Source organism: Cyanobium sp. NS01 (genome assembly GCF_014280235.1).
Lineage (GTDB): Bacteria > Cyanobacteriota > Cyanobacteriia > PCC-6307 > Cyanobiaceae > NIES-981.
The window spans coordinates 1803230-1826815 of sequence record NZ_CP047940.1; the positions used below are offsets into that span (position 1 = coordinate 1803230).

Here is a 23586-nt window from a genome sequence, read left to right on the forward strand (position 1 = left end):
TGGTGGTATTAAGAGGATTCGCTGGGGGCTGGGGCGGTGAGCATGGATCCGGGCCTGGCTGCCTTCGGCTCCGGCCTGAGTGCCATCACCGTGGCGGAGCTCGGCGACAAGACCTTCTTCATGGCCCTGATCCTGGCGGTGCGGCACCCGCGCCGCTGGGTGTTTCTCGGCAGCTTCGCGGCCCTGGCGGTGGTGACCCTGCTCTCCCTCGGGGTGGGCTACGGCCTGCGGGAGCTGCTGCCGGTGCGCCTGCTGCCCTGGCTGGCGGGGGGCCTGTTCCTGGTGTTCGGCATCCGGCTGCTGCTGGAGGCCCAGGCCCTGCCGGCCGATGCCGCCCGCGGCGAGGCCCAGGAAGCGGAGCAGGCCGTGATCGCCGCCGATCGCCAGCTGCTGAGCAGCCGCCCCCTGGCCGTGATCTGGGAGGCCTTCGCCCTGGTGTTCATCGCTGAACTGGGCGACCGCACGCAGCTGGCCACGATCGTGCTGGCCACCGCCCCCGGCTTCACCTTCGCCGGACTGCTGGCCGGCACCCTGCTGGGCCACGCCCTGGTGACGGCCCTGGCTGTGGGATCAGGCCGCTGGATCGGCGACCGGGTGGATGAACGACTGCTCTACCGCCTGGGGGGCGGCCTGTTTCTGCTGTTCGCCGTGGTGGCCTTCCACCAGGCCCTGGGCTGACCCTTACGCTGCCCACCAACCTTGCGTGAGCTGGTGGTGGTGAAGGACGAGAGCAGCAGGACCGAGGAACTGCAGGCCCTGGGCTGGTCCGCGGAGGACCTGCGCCGCTATGAGGAGCTGTGGGAGTACCGCCAGCGCTGGGGAGCGATCAACCTCGAGCCGGAGGATCGGGCCTTCCTGCGCAAGGCCGAGGCCCTGCTGCCCAAGCGCCAGAAAGGGAAGTCGGCCCAGAAGAAGACCCTCCAGGAGAAGTCCCACTACCGCTGGCTGGCTCTGCACCGGGACGCCATGGCGGCCAGCCCGGCCGAGCAGCAGCTGGCCGAAGGGGAGATCGGTGCCTGGCGCGTGCTGCTGGAAGAGGAGCTGGCCGTGCTCGATCACTACCAACCCGTGCTCGGCCTGCCCGACACCCTCAAGGCCCGCACCCTGCAGGAGCGGCGGGAGGCCTGGATCGCAGCACTGGACGAGACAGCCTCCAGCCTCAGCTTCGACTTCCAGGCCCCGGTGGCGGAGTTGAAAGCACGGGAGAGCACCAGCTGGAAGCCCCTGCGCGGCGAGGCCAACAGCGACCAGAGCTATCCCGTGCTGACGGCCGAGGCGGCCAGGAGCTTCCGGGCCAGCATCCGTCAGGAGCTGGCCGCCGCCATCAGGGAGAGCTTTCCCTCCCTCCAGGACAGCAACAAGCCAGCCCCCCCCAGCCCCTGAGGGCTCAGGTGCGCAGCATGGCGACCACGGTGATCAGGCTGACGACACTGAGGAAGCCCACACCGAAGAGGATCGTGCCCGACCAGATCTTGCGGGCCAGGGGGCTGGGCTGATCGCGCAGCCAGGCGGGCCTGGGCACACCGGGCTGCCAGGGGCTGGAACCGGCGGAGGGCAGGCGGCGGGCATTGGTGTCGCGCCAGTAGGCCCCGTAACGGGGAGCCTGCTGGTTGAAGGGGACCTGGCCCACCGCCTTGCCGGCCAGGGTGCGGGAGCGCTGGAACGGCACCTGATCGTCGCCGAACTGGCAGAGGTATTCGTCGGACTCCAGCAGGGCATCCACAAAGGCGGGCAGCCCCTGTTCAGCGATCAGGATCGACCAGGCGATCCGCTCCTGGTCGCCGTACACCGGCCGGCCCAGCACCCGGCCCACCACCTGCTCCACGATCTGGTAGTTGCTGTTGCAGCGGTAGAAGTCCTGGCGGAACTTCTCGGAGAGCAGCAGGCCCCGGATGAAGTCGCGCATGCGGATCTGGCCTGAGCGCAGTTGCGACTCCAGCACGGGGTCGCGGTCGCTGCGGAAGGCGTGGAAAAAGATCTGGCGGTAGGCCTGGTCGATCTGCACATCCACGCTGGCGGGATCCTGGGTCGGCGTCAGGGCGAAGGGGGCCCTCAGCGGCGACTCCTCGGTGGCCGGCATGAAGTTGGCGACCCGGGCGTTCACGGCCGTGGGCTTGACATCCAGCAGGGGCAGAGCCATGGAAGAGAGAAGAGGGCGTTGAGGGAAGGTATCCAGCTCCGTCCAAAATCGGACGCTGCCTGGGTAAAAACTCACAGAGCGTGACCTCAGTTCATGGACCTTTGTTGCCGCGGCCGAGCAGACTCTCCCCCGGCCGGCACGCAGCCCGTCTGAGACAGCCCACCATGCAGCTGAACGTGCCGCTGACCATGCCGCAGGACTTCGATCCTCAGCCCCGCTGGCATCCGCACCTGTGGCACCCCACCACCCAGGTGGCCACGGCGCCGGTACCCCTGCGGGCCGTGGCCGGCCGTGGCGCCCTGCTGGAGCTCGATGACGGCCGCACCCTGATCGACGCCATCAGCAGCTGGTGGGTGACCCTGCATGGCCATGCCGAGGCCAGCATCGCCGCGGCCGTCAGCGCCCAGAGCCAGGCCCTCGAGCAGGTGATCTTCGCCGACTTCAGCCATGGCCCGGCCGAGCGGCTGGCGGAGCGGCTCAGCGCCCTGACGGGGCTGGAGCGGCTCTTTTTTTCCGACAACGGCTCCACGGCGGTGGAGGTGGCCCTCAAGATCGCCTGGCAGTGGTGGCACAACCAGGGGGCGGAGCGCCGCCAGCTGGTCGCCTTCGAGGGGGCCTACCACGGCGACACCGTGGGGGCCATGGCCGTGGGGGCCCGCTCCCTGTTCACCACCCCCTTCGATCCATGGCTGTTCTGCGTGGCCCGGGTCGACTGGCCCCACACCTGCTGGCACGACGCCAGCGTGGAGACCAGGGAACAGGCGGCCCTGGAGGCCCTGGAGCGGGCCCTGGCCGTGCCCACGGCGGCGGTGATCCTGGAACCCCTGATCCAGGGAGCTTCCGGCATGGCGATGGTGCGGCCGGCCTTTCTGCAGGCGGTTGAGGCGAGGGTGCGGGCTAGTGGCGCCCTGCTGATCGCCGATGAGGTGATGACCGGCTTCGGCCGCAGCGGCGCCCTGTTCGCCTGCCAGCGGGCGGGCCTCCAGCCCGACCTGATGGCCCTCTCCAAGGGGCTCACCGGCGGCTTCCTGCCCATGGGGGTGACCCTGGCCAGCGAGCGGCTCTACCAGGGCTTCGTCAGCAGCGACCCGATGGCCACCTTCTTCCATGGCCACAGCTTCACCGCCAATCCCCTGGGTTGCGCGGCGGCCCTGGCCAGCCTTGACCTGCTGGAGGCCTTCCCAGAGCGCTATCGCAGCTTCGAGGCTCGCCACCGGCCCCGGCTGGAGGCCCTCAGCCGCCACCCGCTGGTGCGGCGTCCCCGCTGCCTGGGCACCGTGGCGGCCTTTGACGTGGCTGTGAACCAACCGGGCTACCTCAGCGCGGTGGGCCGCCAGATTCAGCGCCACTGCCTGGCGGAGGGGGTGTACGTGCGACCCCTCGGCAACGTGGTGTACCTCCTGCCGCCGCTCTGCCTCGACGAGGCCCAGCTGGAGCGCTGTTACAGCGCTCTGCACTCAGCTCTCGATCAGCTCTGAAACAGAGCCGAAGCCCCCGTCAGCCGGGGCCCGCCACGGGGGCATTCCAGCAGCCCAGAGCCGGGATGCCCCGATACCACGAGAGCACTGAGCGTGAGGAGGTGTCGAGCAGCAGCTGGGCACCGGCCGCCGCCGGCAGCTCCAGCCAGCGGGCCGCCAGCACCCGCAGCAGGTGACCGTGGGCGAACAGCACCACCGGCCCCTCGGCCGCGCGGGCCCTGGCGATCACCCGATCCGCCCGGCGGGCCACCTGGCCCGGGGATTCCCCCTCCGGGCAGCCATGCCGGAACACCAGCCAGTCCGGCGCCTCGGCGTGGATCTGGTCTGTGGTCAGCCCCTCGTAGCGGCCGTAATCCCACTCCCTCAGATCGGGGTCGATGACGGCCCGCTCCGCCAGCCCCGCCAGGGCACAGGTCTGGCGTGCCCGCTGCAGCGGGCTGCAGAGCACCAGGGCGAAGGGCCGCGCCGCCAGGGCCGGCTGCAGCTGACGCGCCTCGGCTTCGCCCCGCGCGCTGAGCGGCAGATCGGTGCGGCCGGTGTGCTGGCCCGAAAGGCTCCAGGCGGTCTCACCGTGGCGCACCAGCAGCACCTCATGGGGCGTCGCAGCAGCTGGCGGGGATGGCTGGCGACCAGAAGGAGGGGGCGGAGCCGGGGCGGTCATCGCTCAGGGGCCTGCGGCGGCGGTGATGGGCTACCAGCCTGCCGCCGGGCCCGAGCGACTGAGGGCCGAGCGGTGTGTCCCTGCTCCCCCACGCCCCATCGGGGCACGGGGGAGGGAAGCCGATGTGATCGAATCATCACAGCGGTGTTCCCGATCACAGGATGGGAACGGCGCCGGGGATGCAATGGAGCTCTCCCACCGAGCGCCCCTGGGCTCCCTTGCCATGGCCAGCTTCACCATCAGCCTCGACGACGGCCGCAGCTTCAGCTGCAGCGACGACACCTACATCCTGGATGCGGCTGAAGAGGCGGGCATCGATCTGCCCTATTCCTGCCGGGCCGGCGCCTGCAGCACCTGTGCCGGCAAGGTGCTCAGCGGCAGCGTCGACCAGTCGGACCAGAGCTTCCTGGACGACGAACAGATCGAAGCCGGCTTTGCCCTGCTGTGTGTGAGCTACCCCCAGAGCGACTGCTCAATCAAGCCCGACATGGAGAGCGAACTCTGAGCTGCCCCGGCAAGACCTGACCCGCTTCCCTCACAGGGCCGGCCTTCTGTAGTGATCCCGACAGCACCAAACTTGCGCCAGAAGCAGAACGGATCTTCTTTCAGCCCATCCCGGCTCCCATGGCCGATCCCAGCTCCATGAGCCGAAGCTGCTTCATCCACCGGCCCCTGGCCGAAGACATGCAGCGGCATCTGTTCTTCAGCCAGGCCAAGGCCCCCTCGCTGGCCACCCGCCACGACCACTACCGCAGCCTCGCCCTGGCGGTGCGCGATCGCCTGCTGCACAACTGGGTCGACACCGCCGAGACCTACACCCGCGCCCAGGTGCGCACGGCGGTGTACCTGTCGGCGGAGTATCTGCTTGGACCTCACCTCGACAACAACCTGGTGAACCTGGGCCTGCGCCAGGAGGCCGAGGACGCCTGTGCCCAACTGGGGCTCGACCTGGAGAAGCTGATCGACGAGGAGCCGGAACCGGGGCTGGGCAACGGCGGTCTCGGCCGGCTGGCCGCCTGTTTCCAGGAGTCGATGGCCACGCTGGAGCTTCCGGCCATCGGCTATGGCATCCGCTACGAGTTCGGCATCTTTCGTCAGCAGATCACCTCCCGGGGCCAGCAGGAGATCACCGATGCCTGGTTGGCCCAGGGCAACCCCTGGGAAGTGATCCGGCCGGAGTGGAGCTACCCGGTGACGATCGGCCAGCACACGGTGATCGGCGTGGCCTACGACACGCCGATCCTCGGCTATGGGGTGCGCACCGCCAACACCCTGCGCCTGTGGGCCGCCGCAGCGCCTGAGGCCCTCGACTTCGCCTCCTTCAACGCCGGCGATTACACCAAGGCCGTGCTGCACAAGATGCAGTCGGAAACCCTCTCCAAGGTGCTCTATCCGAACGACGAGATGGAGCAGGGCAAGCGCCTGCGCCTCTCCCAGCAGATCTTCTTCGTGAGCTGCTCTCTGCAGGACATGTTCCGGATCCTCAAGGGTCAGGGGCTGCCCGCCACCGCCTTCCACACCAAGTTCGCCGTCCAGCTCAACGACACCCACCCAGCCATTGCCGTGGCCGAGCTGATGCGGCTGCTGCTGGATGAGCACCAGCTCGACTGGGAGACCGCCTGGGGAGTCACCACCGCCAGCCTCAGCTACACCAACCACACCCTGCTGCCGGAAGCCCTCGAAACCTGGGGGGTGGAGCTGTTCGAGCAATTGCTGCCGCGCCACCTGCAGATCATCTACGAGATCAACGCGCGCTTCCTGCGCATGGCCCGGATCAAGTACCCGGGCCAGCCTGAGAAGCTGGCGCGCCTCTCATTGATCCAGGAGGGTCCGCAGCGCAAGGTGCGCATGGCCAACCTGGCCGTGGTGGGCTGTCACCAGACCAACGGGGTGGCCGAACTGCACAGCGACCTGCTGCGCCGCCACGTGCTCGCCGACTTCGCCGAGCTCTGGCCGGATCGCTTCACCAATGTCACCAACGGCGTCACACCGCGGCGCTGGATGCTGGTGTCCAACCCCGGCCTGGCCAGCCTGCTGGATGAGGTGATCGGCAGCCAGTGGCGCCGTGATCTCACCCATCTGCAGGATCTCTCCGGCCACATGGAGGATCCGGGCTTCCTGGCCCGCTGGATGCAGGTGCGTGACGCCTCCAAACAGCGCCTGGTGCACCACATCCACCAGAGCCAGGGACTGCTGCTCGATCCGGCCTCGATTTTCGATGTGCAGGTGAAGCGCATCCACGAGTACAAGCGCCAGCACCTGGCGGCTCTGCACGTGGTGGAGCGCTATCTGCGGCTGCGCAACGGCGAGGACCTGCCGCCACGCACGGTGATCTTCGGGGGCAAGGCCGCTCCGGGCTATGCCATGGCCAAGCTGATCATCCGGCTGATCATCGGCATCGCTGAAATCGTGAACATGGATCCCGCCATGGAGGGGCGGCTGCGCGTGGTGTTCGTGCCGAATTTCAGTGTGAGCCTCGGCCAGAAGATCTATCCCGCCGTGGACCTCTCCGAGCAGATCTCCACCGCCGGCAAGGAGGCCTCCGGCACGGGCAACATGAAGATGGCCCTCAACGGCGCCCTCACGATCGGCACCCTCGATGGCGCCAACGTGGAAATCCGCGACCGGGTAGGCGCCGAGAACTTCTTCCTCTTCGGCCACACCGCTGAACAGGTGCAGGAGTTCGATCAGATGGGCTACCACCCCATGCCCTGGATCGAGAAAGACCCCGTGGTGCGTGCTGCGATCGAGTTGATCGGCGCCGGCCACTTCAGTGAGGGCGATCGCGACCTCTTCCATCCACTGCTGGCCAACCTCACCAGCCACGATCCGTTCAAGGTGATGGCCGACATCGGCGGCTACCGGCTGGCCCAGGAGCAGGTGGATGCCTGCTGGCAGGACCCGACCCGCTGGGCGCGCATGTCGGTGGCGAACACCATGGGCTGCGGCTTCTTCTCCAGCGATCGCTCGATTCAGGAGTACGCCGAGCGGATCTGGAACGTGCAGCCCATCGCCGTGGAGGCCACAACCAACGCCTTCCAGAAGGCCTGAGGCCCTGGGCCAGCTTCCGGAGCGTCCTGCTTCAGTCGTGTAGGGTGAAAGGGATTCAAAAGCAGTCTTCAGCAGGTTTCTCTCCGAAACGGCGGCTCCAACAAGGTTTCTCCACTAGGCCAGCAACTTTTCTCAGGGCTTCGACGAATCGATTCATTGACTCAAAGACCAGATTTCATGACCATTTACGTAGGCAACCTCTCGTTCGACGCTGAGGTTGAAGACGTTCAGCACCTGTTCTCCGAATACGGCGCTGTGCGCAAGTGCACCCTGCCCCTCGACCGTGACACCGGTCGCAAGCGCGGGTTCGCCTTTGTTGAGATGGCCAACGAGGCCGACGAGACCAAGGCCATCGACGATCTTCAGAACGTCGAATGGATGGGCCGCAACATCCGTGTCAACAAGGCTGAGCCCCGCACCGGTGGTGGCGGTGGCCGCCAGTACGCCGGCGCCGGCGGCGGTGGCGGTGGCGGCGGCAGCCGCTGGTGATCAGACCGGTTGACTCGGCTGGCCTCACCAGCTGATTCAACCGGCACGCATTGATTCAGCCCACCTAGCCGTCCCTCTCGGGGGCGGCTTTTTGCTGTGACCTGTTGTGTGACTCACGGCGCCGGCAGGGGCCGCAGTGGCGCCAGCCTCAGCGTGCCCTGGCCAGGAGCGCGTGATCACTCGGCAGCCGCAACTGACTGGCCCAGCCGAGCTTCTGCAGCAGGCGCACGAAGCTGTAGGTGGGATCAGGCAGCCGGCGCACCTTGCCATGGCGCAGCGTGAACCCCTGCCGCACCGAAGCCTGGAAGCCATGGTGCAGGTTGTGCCAACCCTCACCCAGGGTGATCAGTGCCACGAAGCCATTGTTGCGACTGTCATCGCCCGTGTTGAAGGGCTGGTCGCCGAAGAGGTGGGCCAGGGAGTTGACGCTGGCCACAGCGTGGTAGAGCACCACGGTGCTGAGACAGAACGCGCCCAGCCACTCCAGCCCGCCCAGTTGCCAGGAGAGTGCCGCCAGGGCCAGCACGGGCACCACGTGCAGGCGATCCATCGTGCGCAGCACCGGATCGGCTTCGATGTCTGCCGGGAGTTCGGCAGGGTGGAACTCGGGCGTGAGCAGCCAGCCCACCTGGGAGTGCCAGAAACCGCGCCAGCCGTTGGCGGATTGCAGCGGCGTGTGGGGGTCGGCCGCCGTATCCACATGGCGGTGGTGCTGCAGGTGGTGCGCTTTCCACCAGCTGGGGCCCATCTGGCCCGAGGAGCAGGCCACCAGGGAGCCGATCCACCACACCATGCGCGGAGCTCGGTAGCTGCCGTGGGTGAGCAGCCGGTGGTAGATGGCGGTGGTGCCGAGCATCCTGAGCAGATAGAGGGCCACGGCCCAGAGGGCCGCTCCCACACCCAGCCCAGTCCACAGCAGTACGGCGCAGCCCAGATGGATGAGAATCATCAGCTTGGGGCCCAGGCCGTGCAGCAGCCGCCTCAACAGGAAGGGGCGTTGGCCGGCCGCAACAGGGGTTGACAGAACAATCTCACTGACAGGATTGATCCTAGGCAGATGGGCCTAGGCGGATGAGGCCTGCGCCAGCACCAGGGCCGCCCGCTGGGGATGGCCACGGCGAAAGTGGCGATCTTGCTCAGCCCGCCGGCAGGTGAGCAGGAACAGGGGCATGGCGATGCCGAAGGTGGCTTCGAAGCGTGTCAATGTGTCTGCACTGCGCTGCAGGCCGCAGGCCAGGATGGCCCTGGTGAGCGAGCGGCGGGGCTGCCTGGTGATGGCCGCAAACAGGCGGTTGAGCCGATGGTGCTGCAGGGCCTCGTAGGGGGTCATGCCCCGCGACTGGTCAAAGCAGAAGTCGAGGCAGGCCTCCGAAATGCCCAGGGCGTCGGCCACTGCGGCCATGGCGATCGGACGCCGGAAATGCAGAGCGAAATAGCCCAGGGCCTGGCCCACCACCAGGCGGCTCAGGGCTGGGCTCGCCGCGGGGCAATCCCTGGGAATGGCGCGGATCAACGGCAGGACTCCCGATCCTGAGGGCATGCCCTCGTCATAGGCAGGACATGACGGGAGCACCAGAGGTGTGGGCTGGAGTGGAACAGATCGATGCCTGCTGCAACCAACCGAATCAGGGCTGATGAGCGCGAATCAGGGCCTGCGATCGGGAAGGTCGCTGGGGCGCAGCACAATCACCACCGCGCCTACCACGATCAGCACGATCAGCACCAGGCCGGCCCCGATCGGAAGCACCACATCTGGATCCATGGGTCGCTCTGGGCAGGGGACTTTCGCCATCCTGCCCAGAGCCAACCGAACGTGCGAGCCAGCCAGGCTCAGCGCATGAACAGCATCTCCTGGTAGGTGGGCAGCGGCCAGGCGTCATCGTCGATGAGCTGCTCGAGACCATCGGCGGCGGCGCGGATCTTGAGCATCACCGGCAGCACCCCATCGGCACAGTGGCGCAGGTGGGCATGAATGCCGTCGGGATGCACCGCCATGGCCTCCTCCAGGGCCGTGCAGCCTTCCAGCAATTGCCCGCCCAAGGACTCCATCGTCTTGAGCATGGAGGTGTCGGGGGACAGGCCCACCTTCTCCTGGCTCTTGATCGAGAAGGCCATCTTGCCCAGGCTGTCCGACACCGCCGGATAGATCTGGGTGCGGGCCAGGCGCAGCAGCAGGCGGGCCTCCACCTCGATCGCCTGCACGTACTGCTCGGCGTAGACCTCGAAGCGGCTTTCGAGCTCCAGCGGCGAGAGCACGCCCTGGCGCTCGAACAGGGCCGTCACGTCAGGCCGCTCCAGCACCGGCAGGGCGTCGGCGGAGGTGGGCAGGTTCTCGAGTCCACGCTCCTCCACGGCGATGCGGTGCCATTCGGAGGAATAGCCATCCCCCCCGAACACCACATCACCGTGCTGGTTCATGACGTCCTTCATCACCGCCAGGGCCGCCTCATCGAGGCTGCTGCCGGCGGCCATGGCAGCCTCCAGCTGGTCGTTCAACCACTCGAGGGAATCGGCCAGGATCGTGTTCAATACCACCAGCGGACCAGCCACCGACTGGCCGGAGCCAACAGCCCTGAACTCGAAACGGTTGCCGGTGAAGGCGAAGGGTGAGGTGCGGTTGCGGTCGCCGGGATCCTTGTTGAGCTCGGGCAGGGTGTCGATGCCAAGGGACATCAGCGCCGCCTGGGCCGAACCCTGCAGGCTGCCGGAGCGGATCTGCTGGAACACATCCTCCAGCTGACTGCCCAGATACACCGAGATGATCGCCGGCGGCGCCTCGTTAGCCCCGAGGCGATGGTCGTTGCTGGCGGTGGCGATGGCGGCCCGCATCAGCGGACCGAACAGGTGCACGCCACGGATCACGGCGGAGCAGAACAGCAGAAACTGCAGGTTCTCGTGGGGCGTGGAACCCGGATCGAGCAGATTGCCCTGGGTGGGGTTGCCGATCGACCAGTTGACGTGCTTACCGCTGCCGTTGACGCCGGCGAAGGGCTTCTCGTGCAGCAGGCAGCTGAAGCCATGCCTCTTGGCCGTGCTCTTGAGCACGGTCATGGTGAGCTGCTGGTGGTCGGTGGCCACGTTGGCGGCCTCGAAGTAGGGCGCCAGCTCGAACTGACCCGGGGCCACCTCGTTGTGGCGGGTCTTGGCGGGAATGCCGAGGCGATACATCTGCCGCTCGACGTCCTGCATGAACACCTGCACCCGTTCGGGGATCGCACCGAAGTAGTGGTCATCGAACTGCTGGCCCTTGGCCGGAGGGGCTCCCACCAGGGTGCGACCGGCGAGCTGCAGATCGGGCCGCAGGGCGGTGAAGGCCGAATCCACCAGGAAGTACTCCTGCTCAGCACCGCAGCTGGAGTTCACCGTGGCGATTTCGGTTTCACCCAGCAGCTTCAGCAGGCGCTGGGCCTGCTTGTTCATCGCCTTGTTGGAGCGGAGCAGAGGGGTTTTCTTGTCGAGGGCCTCGCCGGTCCAGGACACGAACACCGTGGGGATGCAGAGGGTGACCCCATTGGGGGTCTCCATCAGATAGGCCGGACTGGTCACATCCCAGGCGGTGTAGCCGCGGGCCTCAAAGGTGGAGCGGATACCGCCGTTGGGGAAGGACGAGCCGTCAGGTTCCCCCTGAACCAGCACCTTGCCACTGAATTCGGTGAAGGCTGAACCATCCCCCTGGGCCGAGATGAAGCCGTCGTGCTTCTCCGCGGTGAGGTTGGTGAGCGGGTAGAAGACGTGGGCGTAGTACAGGGCACCTCGGCTTGTGGCCCAGTCCTTCATGGCCTGGGCGACCACATCGGCCACGGAGGTATCGAGCTTGCTGCCTTCGCGGATGCAGCGCTGGATCGATTTGAAGACGTTCTTCGGCAGCGCCGACTTCATCTTCTCGAGCGTGAACACATCGCTGGCCCACAGCTCTTCAAGCGAGGTGGCGGGCGTGGTGGGCACCAGGGGCCGCGCCAGGATCGTGTCGATGGCGTGGAGCCGCGGGTTTGAAGGCATAGTCCGAAAATGGGCTGTGGGGTAGCCAAGCCCGCCGACCATCCCCCCCAATGGCGCGATTGATACAACTCGTCGAAGTGCTTCTGGACCGACGCGGTGGAGCGATGACCAGAAGGCCGCTGGGCCGCTGCGACCGATCACCATTGCTGAGCAATCAACTTTTCCGCCGCTCCTGTGGTTTTTCCCCACTGGCACGCGGGGTTTTCCCCAGCCGTCACGGCGGGCAACCGGCCCAGCGGCGCCGGCGTGGCCAATCTCCGTGGAAAAGCGGTTCTCCCGTTGACGGCCCGGGGCTGAGGCCTGACGGCCTCGGGGCAAGCCGGCAGCAACTCCCCAGGCAGCCCCATCCCCACTCACTTCTCAGCGTGCGTCTTGGCGGGATGGGGCCCTGAGCCGCGGCTTTGACGCCGGCCACTCGCCATGGCCTGATGGGGTCGAAGCGCGACTGATCCCCTTGAGCGACACCCCGTTGAGCCGCAGCCCGATGAGCGCCATCCCCAACCATGCCCCGGCCACCGTGTCGATCGAGAACCAGTTCCCCGAAGACCTGTTCGAGGCGATGGGCGAGTTCGTGCGCACCCATCCCCAGTGGGACCAGTACCGGCTGATGCAAGCCGCCCTGGCAGGGTTCCTGTTCCAGCAGGGCTGCCAGGATCGGGCCGTGGTGCGTCACTATCTCGACGGACTGTTCCAGCGGGAGAACACCTCCGGCAAGCCGGGATCGGCCCCAGCCTGAACAACCTGCCTGCCCAGCCATGACCCGTTCGTTTTCCTGGTGGGCCGCCCTGGGGCGCACCCTGCTCTGCCTGGTGTTCCTGCAATCCCTGCTGGGCAAGATGGGGGGCTTCGGGGCGGTGGCAGCCCAGATGCAGCAGCGGGGGCTGCCCATCCCAGCAGTGGTGCTGGCGGTGTCGATGGCCCTGATGGCCGTGGGCTCGGTCCTGGTGATCAGCGGCTGGCGTCAGCGCCTGGGGGCTGCCCTGTTGCTGGTGTTCCTCGTGCCCGCCACCCTGGTGTTCCACACCGCCCTGGAGGATCCCCAGGAACGGATCCAGCTGTTCAAGAATCTGGCCATCATGGGCGGCCTGCTGCTGGTGATTGATCGGGAGGCCCCATCCGATCGGCCCGTTCGCAGGTAGAGGCTCCAGATCTGCTCCCTGCCAAGACGGCCATGGCGCCCCCGCACCCCCGATCTGCCCAGGGAACAACTGGCGCCTTGAAGCAGCCAGCTGCGCTGCACGCCGGCGCAGCCGACGCGCCGGACCTGGAGATCGACCACGGTGATCTGGCGTCGCTCTATGACGCCTACAGCCCGGCGGTCTACCGCCTGGCCCTGAGGCTCTGCCGCAGCAGCCACGCCGCCGAAGACCTGGTGCACGATGTGTTCCTGCGCTTCTGGCGGCAGGGCAGCTATGACCCCAGCCGGGGGCCCGTGCTGGCCTATCTGCTGCTGCTCACCCGCTCGATGGCTCTGAACAAGCTGTCCCAGCAGCGCAACCGCTGGCAGATCCTGCAGCAGTGGTCCCACCAACTGCTGGGCCACGAGCCCCCCAGCACCCAGCGCTGGGCCGAACTCACCGACCTGGGCGAGCGCATGGCCCTGGCCCTGGGTCAGATCGATCCCAAGCAGCGGCAGGTGCTGGAACTCGCCTACTACCAGGGCCTGAGCCAGTCCGCGGTGGCGGAGCGGCTGCAGATCCCCCTGGGCACGGTGAAGACCCGCTCCCGCCAGGGCCTGCTGGCCCTGCGGCGCCACATGGTCGATTTCCAGGCCGGTCCTGGCCCCGTCGGCCAGCCCAGTACCCCTTCTCCCTCCCCGCGCCGCTGATGTCCGCACCCGATCTGACACCACCGACCGGCAGCGCTCTCGATGAACTGCTGGCCGGCCACGCCCTTGGCGATCTCGATGAGACCGAGCAGGCGGAACTGCAGCGCCACCTGGCCGCCGACCCGAGTCTGCAGGTGCGTCTCGACGAGCTCACCACCACCCTGCAGCTGTTGCCCCTGGCCCTGCCGAACCAGGAGCTTCCGCCGGCGCGGCTGCGGCGGCGCCTGCTCAAACCGGCTGCCCCCGCCCCGGCCCGGCCCGCGGCCACAGCTCCCCCCCGCTGGGCGGGAGTGGCCATGGCCGCCATGGCCGGCGCTCTGGTGCTGATGGGCGTGCAGGTGCAGCAGCTGCGCCACCAGCTGGCCGAACGGCCGCCGGCCGCCGGCGCCGCGGGGGATCCCCTGCCCGTGAGCCGCACCATGGCCCTCAAGGGCATGACCCCCAGCGGTGCCGTGAGCGGCCAGGTGGTGGTGCAGGCCGACCAGGGCTACAACCTGCTGCGGCTCAAGGGCCTGCCAGCGCCTCCGCCCCAGCACGCCTACCGTCTCTGGGCCGAGGTGGACGGCCGGCAGGTGGGCTGCGTGCAGTTCGTGCCGGACCTGGCCGGCACCGTGGCGATGCCGATTCCAACCGAGCCCTCCAGCAGCGCCAGCAAGCTGAGCATCAGCCTCGAACCCCTGCGCCCGGGGGGGGATCAGCCCCGGGGTCCCCGCGTTCTCACCAGCGTCTGAATGTCCAGCGCATCCCTCAGCACCAGCCGCAGCAGCCAGCCCAGCGCCGGCAGCAACGGCGTAGCGGCAGAGCCCCCGGGCTTTCCAGCCCTGCGGCGCCAGGCCCTCAGTTGCCTCCAGGTGAACCTGGGCTACCGCTGCAACCAGAGTTGCAGCCACTGCCACGTGGGCGCGAGCCCGACCCGCACCGAGAGCATGGACGCCGCCACCGCGGCCCTGATCCCCCAGGTGCTGAAGGCCAGGGGTCTGGGCAGCCTGGATCTCACCGGCGGCGCCCCGGAGCTGCATCCGCTGTTTCGCCAGCTGGTGCGGCAGGCGCGCCAGCTGGGGGTGACGGTGATCGACCGCTGCAACCTCACCATCCTCAGCGAACCCGGCCAGGAGGACCTGGCGGCCTTCCTGGCCGACCAGGAGGTGGTGGTGGTGGCCTCCCTACCCTGTTACTCCGCCGACAACGTGGATCGTCAGCGCGGCGATGGCGTGTTCGAGCGCAGTATTGCCGGCCTGCAGCAGCTCCAGGCCCTGGGCTACGGCGAGCAGGGCTCAGGCCTGGTGCTGAACCTCGTGTACAACCCCCAGGGGGCCGCCCTGCCGCCGCCCCAGCAGCAGCTGGAGGCGCAATACAAGCAGGTGCTGGAGCGCGACTTCGGCCTCCGCTTCAACCAGCTGTTCGCCCTGGCCAACATGCCGATCCAGCGCTTCGCGGCAGTGCTCAAGGCCAGCGGCCAGCTGGAGAGCTACCTCGAGCTGCTGCGCTCCAGCCATCGCGACGCCAACCTGGATGGCGTGATGTGCCGCTCGCTGATCAGCGTCGACTGGCAGGGGCAGTTGTTCGACTGTGACTTCAACCAGATGCTCGACCTGCCTGCTGGCGGCAGTGACAGGCCCAGGCTCCACCTGAGGGATCTGCTGCGGCTGGATCCCAGGCACCAGCCGATCGCCGTGGGCGAGCATTGCTTCGGCTGCACTGCCGGCAGTGGCTCCAGCTGCAGCGGCTCCCTGGCCTGACGCCACCCGGACTCCTTCCTCTCCCCATGACCACCACCAGTGACCGGGCCGGCTGCGACGCCGCCCAGCCCGACCAGGACCTCAGCCGCCAGGTTCAGCATTACTACGGCACGGTGCTGAGCAGCAGCGCCGACCTGCGCACCAGCGCCTGCTGCGACGCCACCGCCCTGCCGGCCGACCTGAAGCCACTGCTGGCCCGCCTCCACCCCGAGGTGCTGGCCCGCTACTACGGCTGCGGCCTGGTGATGCCCCCCCTGCTGGAGGGCGCCCGGGTGCTGGATCTGGGCTGCGGCAGCGGCCGCGACGTCTACCTGCTCTCCCAGCTCGTGGGCCCCACGGGCAGCGTGGTGGGGGTGGACATGACCGCCGAGCAGCTGGCGGTGGCCCGCGAGCACCAGGCCTTCCATGCCGAGCAGTTCGGCTTTGCCAACGTGCAGCTGCTGGAGGGGCGGATCGAGCAGCTCGACGCCCTGGGGCTGGAGCCGGGCAGCTTCGATGTGGTGGTGTCCAACTGCGTGGTGAACCTGAGCACCGACAAGCGGGCGGTGCTCAGCGGCGTGCGCCGCCTGCTGCGGCCCGGGGGAGAGTTCTATTTCGCCGATGTCTATGCCGACCGGCGCGTGCCCGAGGCACTGCGCCTCGATCCGGTGCTCTACGGCGAATGCCTCGGCGGAGCCCTCTACTGGAACGACTTCCTGCGCCTGGCCCGCCAGGCCGGCTTTGCCGACCCGCGCCTGGTGGAGGACCGTCCCCTGGCGATCACCGACCCGCAGCTGGCGGCCCGCACCGGCGAGCTGCAGTTCTTCTCAGCCACCTACCGCCTGTTCCACTGCGACAGCCTCGAGGACGCCTGCGAGGACCATGGCCAGGCGGTGATCTATCGCGGCAGCGTGCCGGGCCAGCCCCATCGGCTGGACTTCGACAAGCACCACAGCATCGAGACCGGCCGGGTGTTCCCGGTGTGCGGCAACACCTACCGGATGCTGGCGGAGAGTCGCTTCGCTGAGCACTTCAGCTTCATCGGCGACTTCAGCCGGCACTACGGCCTGTTTCCCGGCTGCGGCGGCACGCTGCCCTTTGAGCCCGGCGGCCGGGAGCTGCCCACTGCCGGGGCGGAAGCGGGCAGCTGCTGCTGAGCAGTCGAGCGTCTGCAGACAGATCAGCGGCGCCGCTGGATCAACGCCGCGTCGGATCGCAATGGGTCGCCTGAGATTCGAACTCAGGACCAATCGGTTAAAAGCCGAGTGCTCTACCGCTGAGCTAGCGACCCGCGCCCTTGGGGCACCCATGGAACGTATCACCCCGTGGCGACCTCCTCCAAACAGCACAGCGGGCGGGTTCTGGAGCCCGGAAAATGGCTCCGACCCAGTCCGCCAGTTCGCCACCCCAACCTCCGGCATTCGACCATGGCTCCCCTCCCCTGGCCCGACCCCACCATCCACCCCGACGCCTGGGTGGCCCCCAGTGCGGTGGTGATCGGCGCCGTAGAGCTGGCTGAGGGGGCCAGCCTCTGGCCCACCGCCGTGGCCCGCGGTGATCTCTGCGCCATCCGCATCGGTGCCGGCAGCAATGTGCAGGACGGAGCTGTGTTGCACGGCGATCCTGGCCAGCCCGTGCTGATCGGCGCCGGCGTGACCATCGGCCATCGGGCCGTGATCCATGGCGCCACCCTGGAGGACGGGTGCCTGATCGGCATCGGCGCTGTGGTGCTCAACGGCGTGACCGTGGGACGGGGAGCCCTCGTGGCGGCGGGATCGGTGGTGACCCGCGATGTGCCGTCCGGCGCCGTGGTGATGGGGGCCCCGGCCCAGGTGAAACGCCAGCTCAGCGAGGAGGCGATGGCCGAGCAGCTCGACCATGCCCGCCACTACCGGGAGCTGGCCATGGTCCATGCCGGGCGCGGGGCCACCTAACAAAACCAATCAGAGCACCAGCCCGGAGGCACCACAGCGGCGGCCTGTCCTTAAGATCACCAAACTTCCCTCTGCCCTCCATGGACGCTCGGCTGGTGCTGGTTGCCGCTCCGATCCTGCTCGCTGCCGGCTGGGCCGTGTTTCACATCGGCCGCGCTGCCGTGGGCCAGCTGCAGCTGATGATCAGGCGCGCCCGCGCCTGAGTTCACGGCAGACCAAACCGATTCCTCCGTGCCCTCTGAGCAGCCAGTGATCACCGTGGTGGGGGCTGGATTGGCGGGCACAGAGGCCGCCTGGCAGATCGCTTCGGCCGGCCTTCGGGTGCGGCTGGTGGAGATGCGGCCCCTGCGGCGCTCGCCGGCCCACCACAGCGCTGAATTCGCGGAGCTGGTGTGCAGCAACAGCTTCGGCGCCCTATCCAGTGACCGGGCCGCCGGCCTGCTGCAGGAGGAGCTGCGCCGGCTCGGATCCACCGTGATCGGCACCGCCGATCGCCATGCGGTGCCGGCAGGCGGTGCCCTTGCCGTGGACCGGGGCCGCTTCAGTGCCGCCCTCACCGCCTCCCTGGAGCGCCACCCCCTGATCACGGTGGAGCGGGGAGAGCAGCGCTGCCTGCCCGGGCCCGACGAAATCGGTGTGCTGGCCACCGGGCCGCTCACCAGCGATGCCCTGGCCGACGACCTGCGCGCCTTCACGGGCCGGGCCGACTGCCACTTCTTCGATGCCGCCAGCCCGATCGTGGAGGGGGAGGGCCTCGATCTCTCGGTGGCCTTCCGCGGCTCGCGTTACGACAAGGGCGACGCCGATTACATCAACTGCCCGATGGGCGAGGCGCAGTATCGGGTCTTCCGCCAGGCCCTGCTGGAGGCCGAGCAGGCCGAGCTCAAGGACTTCGACACCCAGAGCGCCAGCTTCTTCGAGGGCTGCCTGCCGATCGAGGAGCTGGCCCGCCGCGGCGAAGACACGATGCGCTACGGCCCGCTCAAGCCGATCGGGCTCTGGGATCCCCGCTGGGGCGACCTGCACGACCGGGAGGTGCGCCGCAGCCGGCGGGCCCATGCCGTGGTGCAGCTGCGCCAGGAGGACCGCGACGGCCGACTCTGGAACCTGGTGGGCTTCCAGACCAACCTGAAATGGGGCGAGCAGAAGCGGGTGTTCCAGCTGATCCCGGGGCTGGAGAACGCCAGCTTTGTGCGCTTCGGCGTGATGCACCGCAACACCTTCCTGGAGGCTCCCCAGCTGCTGGAGAGCACCCTGCAGTTCCGGCAGCGCCCCACCCTGCTCGCCGCCGGCCAGATCACCGGCACCGAGGGCTACGCGGCGGCCGTGGCCGGTGGCTGGCTGGCCGGCACCAACGCGGCCCGGCTGGCCAGGGGCCTGGAGCCGCTGCGGCTGCCGCCCACCACCATGGCCGGGGCGCTGCTCCACTTCATCGCCACGGCGCCCAGCGGCAAGTTCCAGCCGATGCCGCCCAACTTCGCCCTGATGCCGGACTTGCCCGAGCGCATCCGCGACAAGCGCCGCCGCTATGGCGCCTACCGCGATCGCTCCCTGGCGGATCTGGAGCCCTTCTGCGGCATCTCAGCCGGATCGCCCGGCAGCTGCCGCGAGCGCCTGATTGAGCCTGTCTATGCCGAAGCCCGGACCTAGCCTGCCGCAACAGCTGGTCTTCCATCCCCAGCAGTCCCCTCGACCATGTCGCGCCTCGGCCTCGGCCTGACCGCCGCCAGCACCGCTGTACTGGTCCTGACCACGGCCCCCCTGGCCCTGGCCTGCACGGGGGGAGCCCTCACCGCCACCGATGGGGGTGTGGCGGTGGGGCGCACGCTGGAATTCGGCAAACCGCTCGATTCACAGATCGCCGTGTGGCCGGCGGGCAGCAGCTTCACTGGCTCCAGTAACCGGGGCAAGGGCCTCAGCTATCGCTCCCGCTACGGATTCGTGGGGGCCACCGCGGCCCAGTACGCGGACATGATCCTGGATGGGCTCAACGAAAAGGGGCTCAATGTGGGCCTCTTCTATTTCCCCGGCTTCGCCCAGTACACCCCCGAGGCCCGGGCGCGGCAGGATCGCACCCTGGCGCCGGCTCAGCTGGGCACCTGGCTGCTGGCCAACTTCGCCACCGTGGAGGAGGTGAAGGCCGGCCTGAGCGGCGTGGAGCTCACGGCCCAGGTGATCAGCCTGCTGGGGGCGGTGCCCGATGTGCATTTCAAGGTGCAGGATGCCAGCGGCAAGAGCATCGTCATCGAGCCGCGGGATGGCCGCCTGCTGGTGCACGACAACCCCACCCGGGTGCTCACCAACGCACCCACCTTCCCCTGGCACCTCACCAACCTCACCAACTACCTCACCGTCAGCAGCGCCTACGCGCCCGCTTCCACGATCGGGGCCCCCGGTGCGGGCCAGCTCAAGCTCACCCCCTTCGGCATGGGTGCCGGCAGCATGGGCCTGCCAGGAGATTTCAGCCCGCCGTCGCGCTTCGTGCGGATGGTGTTCTTCACCCAGAACGCCTCGAAGAGCCCCACCACCACGGCGGCAGTGGGCCAGCTCTTCCACATCCTCAACAACTTCGACATCCCGCTCGGCGTGGCCAGGCCGCCGGCCGGCACAGCCGAGGTGACCCCCGACTACACCACCTGGACCAGCGTTTCCAACCTCAGGGATCTCACCTTCAACTGGAAGACCTTCGGCGATCAGCGGGTGCGGACCCTCGATCTGCGCCAGGCCCTCAGCGCCGCAGGCGGTCAGTTGAAGCTGCTGCCGATGGGGCCCCAGCAGCCCGACGCGGTGAGCCCCACCCTGGAGGTGCGGCTCAACTGAGCACTCCCGCGCCAGACGTCACGGCTGGTCTCGGTCCTAGGGTCGCGCCCTGTTGAGAGCGAGACCACGGTGGAGCGGCCAGAGTGGGACGCCATTGTGATCGGCTCCGGCATCGGCGGGCTGGTCACCGCCACCCAGCTGGCTGCCAAGGGTGCCAGGGTGCTGGTGCTGGAGCGCTACCTGATCCCGGGCGGCAGCGGCGGCAGCTTCAGGCGCGAGGGCTACACCTTCGATGTGGGCGCCTCGATGATCTTCGGCTTCGGCGAGAAGGGCCACACCAACCTGCTCACCCGCGCCCTGGCCGATGTGGGCGAGCACTGCGCCACGGTGCCCGATCCAGCCCAGCTGGCCTACCACCTGCCCGATGGCCTGGAGGTGGCGGTGGACCGTGACTACGACACCTTCATCGCCGATCTCACCGCCCTGTTCCCCCACGAGGCCAGGGGCATCCGCGCCTTCTACGACACCTGCTGGCAGGTGTTCCGCTGCCTCGATGCGATGCCGCTGCTGTCGCTGGAGGATCCCGCCTACCTGGCCAAGGTGTTCTTCAAGGCGCCGCTGGCCTGCCTGGGGCTGGCCCGCTGGCTGCCGGAGAACGCTGGAGCGGTGGCGCGGCGCCACATCCGCGATCCGGCGCTGCTCAAGTTCATCGACATGGAGTGCTTCTGCTGGTCGGTGATGCCGGCGGATCTCACGCCGATGATCAACGCCGGCATGGTGTTCTCCGACCGCCACGCCGGCGGCATCAACTACCCCCGCGGCGGCGTCGGCACGATCGCCGAGAAGCTGGTGGCGGGCCTGGAGCGCCACGGCGGCACGATCCGCTACCGCTGCCGCGTCACCCGGGTGCTGCTGGAGAACGGCCAGGCCGTGGGGGTGGAGCTGGCCGATGGCGAACAGATCCACTGCCGCCGGGTGGTGAGCAATGCCACCCGCTGGGACACCTTCGCGGGGGAGGATTCGCCCCGCAGCACCCTGGTGGAGGCGGCCGACACCCCCGCTGCCGAGGCCACCTGGCGGCGGCGTTACAAGCCCTCCAGTTCCTTCCTCTCGCTGCACCTCGGCATCGACGCCGCCCTGGTGCCCGAGGGCTTCCACTGCCACCACCTGCTGCTGGAGGCCTGGGAGGCGATGGAGGCCGAGCAGGGGGTGGTGTTCGTGTCGATGCCGACGCTGCTCGATCCCTCCCTGGCGCCTGAGGGCCACCACATCCTGCACAGCTTCACCCCCAGCGCCATCGAGGCCTGGAGCCAGCTCAGCCCGGGCGCCTACGCCGCCAAGAAGGAGGCCGATGCGGCGCGCCTGATCCAGCGGCTGGACACGATCCTGCCTGGCCTCAGCGGCGCCATCCGCCACCGGGAGATCGGCACCCCCCGCACCCACCGGCGCTTCCTGGGCCGCAGCGGCGGCAGCTACGGGCCCGTGCCGGCCCTGCGGCTGCCGGGGCTGCTGCCGATGCCCTTCAACCGCACCGGCGTCAGCGGGCTCTACTGCGTGGGCGATTCCTGCTTCCCGGGCCAGGGCCTCAACGCCGTGGCCTTCAGCGGCTTCGCCTGCGCCCACCGGATCGGTGCCGACCTGGGGCTCAACCCCTGGGCGCTGCCGGCCTGAGCCACGGGCAGCCACGTCGCCCCGGCAGCCTTCATAACGTGGAGTCCAACGCCGCTCCCTGAGATGTCCAGCAGCTCGTCCCCGCCTGAGCAACCGAGCGCGGCCCAGCTGGCCCTCTACCTGGAGCAGCGGGGCGACCTCAGCAAGCCCTGGCTGCTGCAGATGCTGCGTCTGGCCAAGTTGAAGGAATCGAAGCATGAGCTTTCCCCCGAGGACTACCTGGAGCGGCTGCAGGAGGCCCACGCCGATCTGATGCGGTTGGGCGCGTTCTGGAAGGGGCGCGAGCAGGAGGTGTTCAGCGGGGCCTACAGCCCCTCAGCGCTGCTGGAACCCCTGCCGGGCTCTCCTGGCGACCGATGACCCCAGCGACCCAGCGCTACCCGATGGCGCCGCTGATCCGCTTCACGCTGCTGGGCCTCTATCTGGCCCTGGTGGTGCCGTTGCCGGCCCTCGCCCCGGCGGGCGTCAGCGGCGGCATGCTGGTGCTGGCAGTGGCGTGGGGCCTGGCTCTGGTTCTCGCCCTCACCAGCGAACGGGTCGAGCTCGATGGCGAGGGGATCAGGGTGGGCCATCCCCGCTGGTGCAGCTGGCTGCTGCGCCGTGGCTGGAGCCTGAACTGGACCAGCATCACCGCCCTCACACCCGTCACCACCAGCCAGGGTGGCCGGGTGTACTACGTGCGCTCAAGCGATGGCTCCGCCTGGCTCCTGCCCCAGCGCGTGGCCCGCTTTCCAGACTTCCTCGATCGTTTCGCGAAGGGGACGGGCCTGAGCGTCAAGGGCATCGGACGGATCAGCCCGCCATGGACCTACCAGTTGCTGGCCGCTCTCAGCGCTCTGATGCTGGCTGGCGAACTGATCTGGGCACTGGCGTCAGGCCAGGGAATTGACCGGATTGGGCAGGGGTGAACCCACCGGCAGCAGGTCAGGTCCGGCCGCAGGATGCTCGGGAAGGGTGTCGAGGCTGAAGCGGTAACCCTGCTGACGCACGGTGTCGATACCGCCGCCCTCCCCGAGGCCGGCCTGCTCCAGCTTGCGGCGCAGCGTGAGCACCTGGGTGTCCACGGAACGGGGGCCGCCACTGAACGGGGGCCAGGCCATGCGCAGCAGTTCCTGGCGGCTGCGCACCACCCCCGGGGGCATCAACAGGGCACAGAGCAGGGCAAATTCGCGCGGACTCAACTCCACGGGCTGGTCGCGGAGGGTGACCTGTCGCAGCAGCAGATGCACCTCCAAGGGGCCCACGCAGACCTGCTCCTGCAGACCCGTTGAGCTGCGACGCAGCAGGGTGCGGCAGCGGGCAGCGAGTTCCTCGAGCCCGAACGGCTTGCGCAGCACGTCGTCAGCGCCGGCATCGAGCAGGGTGACAACGGGCTCGGAGCCCGAGCGGGCCGTGAGCACCATCACCGGGCAACGCAGCTGGCTGGCCAGGCGCAGAGCACTGCTCTCATCCAGCAGTTCCGCGCTGATCAGCAGGTCAGGCGACTGGTCGCGGCACACTTCCAGGGCCTCTTTGGCCGTGGCGACGGCGGCAGCCAGGTGGGAGTCCTGACGGAGGCGCTGGGCCAGAACGGTGCGCAGGGTGGCGTGGGGATCAACCACCAGCACACGCTTGGCCAGATCGGAGGCAGGCTGCGGCAAGGGAGGTTGTTCGGGTGGCACCGCTGTGTGGGTCAAGACCCTGAGTCATTCCAACCTAACGGTCCTGTCGAGCCGTGGCACGTATCAGCCGTGGCTGTAAACAGGAGCCTGGTGTGCTGCGGCGCAGACCTCAGCACCCCGCAGACCCCCTCAGACCCCTGCAGGGACCTGAACCAGGAGCGCTCAGAGCGTGTGGTTCGGTGGTCCGCTCCGCGCC

General features: G+C 68.6%; 25 protein-coding genes and 1 tRNA gene. 19 read left to right on the forward strand and 7 right to left on the reverse strand.

Annotation, left to right across the window (positions count from 1 at the left end; genetic code table 11):
• The first annotated feature begins 42 nt into the window (after positions 1-42).
• Together CyaNS01_RS09350 and CyaNS01_RS09355 are read left to right on the forward strand one after the other, a co-directional pair.
• Entirely contained in the window at positions 43-678 is a 636-nt protein-coding gene (locus tag CyaNS01_RS09350) for a TMEM165/GDT1 family protein (RefSeq protein ID WP_186700576.1), read from the forward strand.
• A 21-nt stretch (positions 679-699) separates the two neighbouring features.
• The gene (locus tag CyaNS01_RS09355) at positions 700-1383 is read left to right on the forward strand and encodes a hypothetical protein (RefSeq protein ID WP_370561499.1); all 684 of its coding nucleotides are present in this window, start codon (positions 700-702) and stop codon (positions 1381-1383) included.
• 4 nt (positions 1384-1387) lie between these two features.
• Here CyaNS01_RS09355 and CyaNS01_RS09360 read toward each other — a convergent pair whose 3' ends face one another.
• Positions 1388-2140: a phycobilisome rod-core linker polypeptide gene (locus CyaNS01_RS09360; RefSeq protein WP_186696852.1), complete on the reverse strand. Its 753-nt coding sequence runs from the start codon at positions 2138-2140 to the stop codon at positions 1388-1390.
• 164 nt (positions 2141-2304) lie between these two features.
• Here CyaNS01_RS09360 and bioA point away from each other — a divergent pair, with 164 nt between their 5' ends.
• Positions 2305-3618 (forward strand): adenosylmethionine--8-amino-7-oxononanoate transaminase, encoded by a 1314-nt coding sequence (gene bioA, locus CyaNS01_RS09365; RefSeq protein WP_225875608.1) that lies wholly within the window; start codon positions 2305-2307, stop codon positions 3616-3618.
• Between the two features lie 19 nt (positions 3619-3637).
• Here bioA and CyaNS01_RS09370 read toward each other — a convergent pair whose 3' ends face one another.
• On the reverse strand, positions 3638-4279 hold the full coding sequence (locus CyaNS01_RS09370) for a histidine phosphatase family protein (protein WP_186696853.1): 642 nt from the start codon (positions 4277-4279) through the stop codon (positions 3638-3640).
• Positions 4280-4502: 223 nt separating this feature from the next.
• Here CyaNS01_RS09370 and CyaNS01_RS09375 point away from each other — a divergent pair, with 223 nt between their 5' ends.
• The 3 genes from CyaNS01_RS09375 to CyaNS01_RS09385 all read left to right on the forward strand — a co-directional run bounded on the left by CyaNS01_RS09375 (position 4503) and on the right by CyaNS01_RS09385 (position 7819).
• Positions 4503-4784 carry a 2Fe-2S iron-sulfur cluster-binding protein gene (locus tag CyaNS01_RS09375; protein WP_186696854.1) on the forward strand — a complete coding sequence of 94 codons (282 nt, stop codon included), beginning with the start codon at positions 4503-4505 and terminating at the stop codon, positions 4782-4784.
• A gap of 137 nt (positions 4785-4921) precedes the next feature.
• Positions 4922-7330: a glycogen/starch/alpha-glucan phosphorylase gene (locus CyaNS01_RS09380; RefSeq protein ID WP_225875609.1), complete on the forward strand. Its 2409-nt coding sequence runs from the start codon at positions 4922-4924 to the stop codon at positions 7328-7330.
• 177 nt (positions 7331-7507) lie between these two features.
• Positions 7508-7819 (forward strand): RNA-binding protein, encoded by a 312-nt coding sequence (locus CyaNS01_RS09385; RefSeq protein WP_186696856.1) that lies wholly within the window; start codon positions 7508-7510, stop codon positions 7817-7819.
• Between the two features lie 148 nt (positions 7820-7967).
• Here CyaNS01_RS09385 and CyaNS01_RS09390 read toward each other — a convergent pair whose 3' ends face one another.
• From CyaNS01_RS09390 to CyaNS01_RS09400, 3 genes are all read right to left on the reverse strand, one after another.
• Positions 7968-8768, reverse strand: coding sequence for an acyl-CoA desaturase (locus CyaNS01_RS09390; protein WP_186696857.1), 801 nt, complete (start codon positions 8766-8768; stop codon positions 7968-7970).
• Between the two features lie 114 nt (positions 8769-8882).
• Complete coding sequence (locus CyaNS01_RS09395) at positions 8883-9359, reverse strand: helix-turn-helix domain-containing protein (protein WP_186696858.1); 477 nt, start codon at positions 9357-9359, stop codon at positions 8883-8885.
• A 290-nt stretch (positions 9360-9649) separates the two neighbouring features.
• The gene (locus CyaNS01_RS09400; protein WP_186696859.1) at positions 9650-11818 is read right to left on the reverse strand and encodes a glutamine synthetase III; all 2169 of its coding nucleotides are present in this window, start codon (positions 11816-11818) and stop codon (positions 9650-9652) included.
• A 484-nt stretch (positions 11819-12302) separates the two neighbouring features.
• Here CyaNS01_RS09400 and CyaNS01_RS09405 point away from each other — a divergent pair, with 484 nt between their 5' ends.
• The 6 genes from CyaNS01_RS09405 (at position 12303) to CyaNS01_RS09430 (ending at position 16521) form a co-directional block, all read left to right on the forward strand.
• Positions 12303-12554 (forward strand): DUF2811 domain-containing protein, encoded by a 252-nt coding sequence (locus tag CyaNS01_RS09405; protein WP_186700588.1) that lies wholly within the window; start codon positions 12303-12305, stop codon positions 12552-12554.
• Between the two features lie 19 nt (positions 12555-12573).
• Positions 12574-12957, forward strand: coding sequence for a DoxX family protein (locus tag CyaNS01_RS09410; RefSeq protein ID WP_186696860.1), 384 nt, complete (start codon positions 12574-12576; stop codon positions 12955-12957).
• Between the two features lie 77 nt (positions 12958-13034).
• Complete coding sequence (locus CyaNS01_RS09415; protein ID WP_225875610.1) at positions 13035-13646, forward strand: sigma-70 family RNA polymerase sigma factor; 612 nt, start codon at positions 13035-13037, stop codon at positions 13644-13646.
• Positions 13646-14377 (forward strand): anti-sigma factor domain-containing protein, encoded by a 732-nt coding sequence (locus CyaNS01_RS09420; protein ID WP_186696862.1) that lies wholly within the window; start codon positions 13646-13648, stop codon positions 14375-14377. The genes CyaNS01_RS09415 and CyaNS01_RS09420 overlap by 1 nt, the downstream gene beginning before the upstream one ends.
• Complete coding sequence (gene arsS / locus CyaNS01_RS09425) at positions 14378-15385, forward strand: arsenosugar biosynthesis radical SAM (seleno)protein ArsS (RefSeq protein ID WP_186696863.1); 1008 nt, start codon at positions 14378-14380, stop codon at positions 15383-15385.
• 26 nt (positions 15386-15411) lie between these two features.
• Complete coding sequence (locus CyaNS01_RS09430) at positions 15412-16521, forward strand: methyltransferase domain-containing protein (RefSeq protein WP_186696864.1); 1110 nt, start codon at positions 15412-15414, stop codon at positions 16519-16521.
• Between the two features lie 62 nt (positions 16522-16583).
• Here CyaNS01_RS09430 and CyaNS01_RS09435 read toward each other — a convergent pair.
• A tRNA-Lys gene (locus CyaNS01_RS09435) sits at positions 16584-16655 on the reverse strand.
• Positions 16656-16791: 136 nt separating this feature from the next.
• Here CyaNS01_RS09435 and CyaNS01_RS09440 point away from each other — a divergent pair.
• The 7 genes from CyaNS01_RS09440 to CyaNS01_RS09470 all read left to right on the forward strand — a co-directional run bounded on the left by CyaNS01_RS09440 (position 16792) and on the right by CyaNS01_RS09470 (position 22637).
• Positions 16792-17298, forward strand: coding sequence for a gamma carbonic anhydrase family protein (locus CyaNS01_RS09440; protein WP_186696865.1), 507 nt, complete (start codon positions 16792-16794; stop codon positions 17296-17298).
• Positions 17299-17378: 80 nt separating this feature from the next.
• Positions 17379-17501 carry a photosystem II protein Y gene (locus tag CyaNS01_RS09445; RefSeq protein ID WP_186696866.1) on the forward strand — a complete coding sequence of 41 codons (123 nt, stop codon included), beginning with the start codon at positions 17379-17381 and terminating at the stop codon, positions 17499-17501.
• A 28-nt stretch (positions 17502-17529) separates the two neighbouring features.
• Positions 17530-18948 carry an FADH(2)-oxidizing methylenetetrahydrofolate--tRNA-(uracil(54)-C(5))-methyltransferase TrmFO gene (gene trmFO, locus CyaNS01_RS09450; RefSeq protein ID WP_225875611.1) on the forward strand — a complete coding sequence of 473 codons (1419 nt, stop codon included), beginning with the start codon at positions 17530-17532 and terminating at the stop codon, positions 18946-18948.
• Between the two features lie 45 nt (positions 18949-18993).
• Positions 18994-20118: a linear amide C-N hydrolase gene (locus CyaNS01_RS09455; protein WP_186696867.1), complete on the forward strand. Its 1125-nt coding sequence runs from the start codon at positions 18994-18996 to the stop codon at positions 20116-20118.
• A 69-nt stretch (positions 20119-20187) separates the two neighbouring features.
• Complete coding sequence (gene crtH / locus CyaNS01_RS09460; protein ID WP_186696868.1) at positions 20188-21729, forward strand: carotenoid isomerase; 1542 nt, start codon at positions 20188-20190, stop codon at positions 21727-21729.
• Between the two features lie 63 nt (positions 21730-21792).
• On the forward strand, positions 21793-22089 hold the full coding sequence (locus CyaNS01_RS09465; RefSeq protein ID WP_186696869.1) for a hypothetical protein: 297 nt from the start codon (positions 21793-21795) through the stop codon (positions 22087-22089).
• Positions 22086-22637 (forward strand): hypothetical protein, encoded by a 552-nt coding sequence (locus CyaNS01_RS09470; protein WP_186696870.1) that lies wholly within the window; start codon positions 22086-22088, stop codon positions 22635-22637. Before CyaNS01_RS09465 ends, CyaNS01_RS09470 begins: the two co-directional genes overlap by 4 nt.
• Here CyaNS01_RS09470 and CyaNS01_RS09475 read toward each other — a convergent pair.
• Complete coding sequence (locus tag CyaNS01_RS09475) at positions 22602-23369, reverse strand: response regulator transcription factor (protein WP_225875612.1); 768 nt, start codon at positions 23367-23369, stop codon at positions 22602-22604. The genes CyaNS01_RS09470 and CyaNS01_RS09475 overlap by 36 nt on opposite strands.
• Between the last annotated feature and the right edge of the window lie 217 nt (positions 23370-23586).